At 68.9% G+C, this 2,029-nt stretch carries 1 protein-coding gene; it reads right to left on the bottom strand.

Annotated elements, in window-relative coordinates; all coding sequences use genetic code 11:
• Nucleotides 1–150 precede the first annotated feature (150 nt).
• On the bottom strand, nucleotides 151–1,860 hold the full coding sequence (gene ctaD / locus HW445_RS28520) for a cytochrome c oxidase subunit I (protein ID WP_180223732.1): 1,710 nt from the start codon (nucleotides 1,858–1,860) through the stop codon (nucleotides 151–153).
• Between the last annotated feature and the right edge of the window lie 169 nt (nucleotides 1,861–2,029).

Raw genomic sequence — 2,029 nt, 5'->3', positions numbered from 1 at the left:
CGGCAGCGAACCGGCCGGCGGCTCGGGAGCCACGGACGCTGGAGGAGATGGAGACGGAACTGCGGCGCTACTGGGACCGCATCCGGCCCCTGTATCCCCGCCAGTGACCCTGGCGGGGGTCGGCCGGGACCGGCGACGGCCGCGGAGAGGTCATCGGACCCCTTCGCGGTCGTCGCCGGTCCTGTCGACGACGTCCCGCCTGCCCTCGTTCTCCCGGTCGCTCAGTGACGCGTGCCGGGGATGGTGGAGGTCGAAGGCCGGGGAGTCGGACCGTACCCGCGGCAGCGAGTGGAAGTTGTGCCGGGGCGGCGGGCAGGAGGTCGCCCACTCCAGCGACCGGCCGTAGCCCCAGGGGTCGTCGGCCTCGACCGTCGGGGCGTACCTGCGGGTCTTCCAGACGTTGTGGAGGAAGACCAGCGTGGACGCCCCCAGCAGGAACGAGCCCACGCTGGAGATCGTGTTGAGGACGGTGAACCCGTCGGCGGCGAGGTAGTCGGCGTACCGGCGGGGCATGCCTTCGGCGCCCAGCCAGTGCTGCACCAGGAACGTGGTGTGGAAGCCGACGAACAGCGTCCAGAAGTGGAGCTTGCCGAGTCGCTCGTCCAGCATCTTCCCGGTGAACTTCGGCCACCAGAAGTGGAAGCCGCCGAACATGGCGAAGACGATGGTGCCGAACAGCACGTAGTGGAAGTGGGCGACCACGAAGTAGCTGTCCGTCACGTGCCAGTCGAGGACCGGGGAGCCGAGGACGACGCCGGTGAGGCCGCCGAAGAGGAAGGTCACGAGGAAACCGACCGCCCACAGCATGGGCGTCTCGAAGGAGAGCGAGCCCTTCCATATGGTGCCGATCCAGTTGAAGAACTTCACCCCGGTCGGCACCGCGATCAGGAAGGTCAGGAAGGAGAAGAACGGCAGCAGTACGCCGCCGGTGGCGAACATGTGGTGCGCCCACACCATCGCGGAGAGGGCGGTGATGGTGATGGTGGCGCCGACCAGCCCCATGTAGCCGAAGATCGGCTTGCGGCTGAACACCGGGATGATCTCGGTCACCACGCCGAAGAAGGGCAGCGCCAGGATGTAGACCTCGGGGTGGCCGAAGAACCAGAACAGGTGCTGCCACAGCAGGGCCCCGCCGTTCTCGGGGGCGAAGACCCGTGAGCCGAACTGCCGGTCGGACTCCAGGACGAAGAGCGCCGCGGCGAGCACCGGGAAGGCCAGCAGGACGAGGACCGAGGTGAGCAGCACGTTCCAGGTGAACAGCGGCATCCGGAACATGGTCATGCCCGGCGCGCGCATGCAGATGATCGTGGTGATGAAGTTGACGGCGCCGAGGATGGTGCCGAAGCCGGAGAGCGCCAGCCCCATGATCCACAGGTCGGCGCCCGGGCCCGGCGAGCGCTGCTCGAGGCTGAGCGGCGTGTAGGCGGTCCAGCCGAAGTCGGGGGCGCCCTGCGGGGTGAGGAAGCCGCTGACGGCGATCAGCCCTCCGAAGAGGAACAGCCAGTAGGCGAACATGTTCAGCCGGGGGAAGGCGACGTCGGGCGAGCCGATCTGCAGCGGCATCACCGCGTTGGCGAAGCCGGCGAAGGTCGGCGTGGCGAACAGCAGGAGCATCACCGCCCCGTGCATGGTGAACGCCTGGTTGTACTGCTCGTTGGAGATGAACTGGATGCCCGGCCGGGCGAGTTCGGCACGCATCAGCAGCGCGAGCACGCCGGCCAGCAGGAAGAAGGCGAACGACGTGACCAGGTAGAGGTGCCCGATCCTCTTGTGGTCCGTGGTCGAGGCCCAGGTGATGACCGCCCTGCCCTTGCTGCGCCTCTTGCGCCGTACGGGGGCGACCGGTTCTGTCTCTGTCATCGACGTCCTTCGCGATTCTGCGTCGGTCTTGCGTACGTTGTGCCGGGGTCCGGGCCACGGGCCCCGGGCCACGCACCCGCCGTCCGTCACCCGCCGCGCTCGCGCCGCCCGCCCCGGGAACCGGCGTAGGCGGCGACGCGGAGCGCGCGCAGCGAGCGGGTGGGGTGCA

Source organism: Streptomyces sp. UH6 (assembly GCF_013421635.1).
GTDB lineage: Bacteria > Actinomycetota > Actinomycetes > Streptomycetales > Streptomycetaceae > Streptomyces > Streptomyces abyssomicinicus.
Note: the sequence above shows the minus strand (reverse complement) of the source record. Positions and strands in the feature narration are given on the sequence as shown.

Bases quoted from the DNA above. Each gene is read 5' to 3' on its own strand.
- ctaD (WP_180223732.1), bottom strand. From the start codon at position 1,860: ATGACAGAGACAGAACCGGTCGCCCCCGTACGGCGCAAGAGGCGCAGC.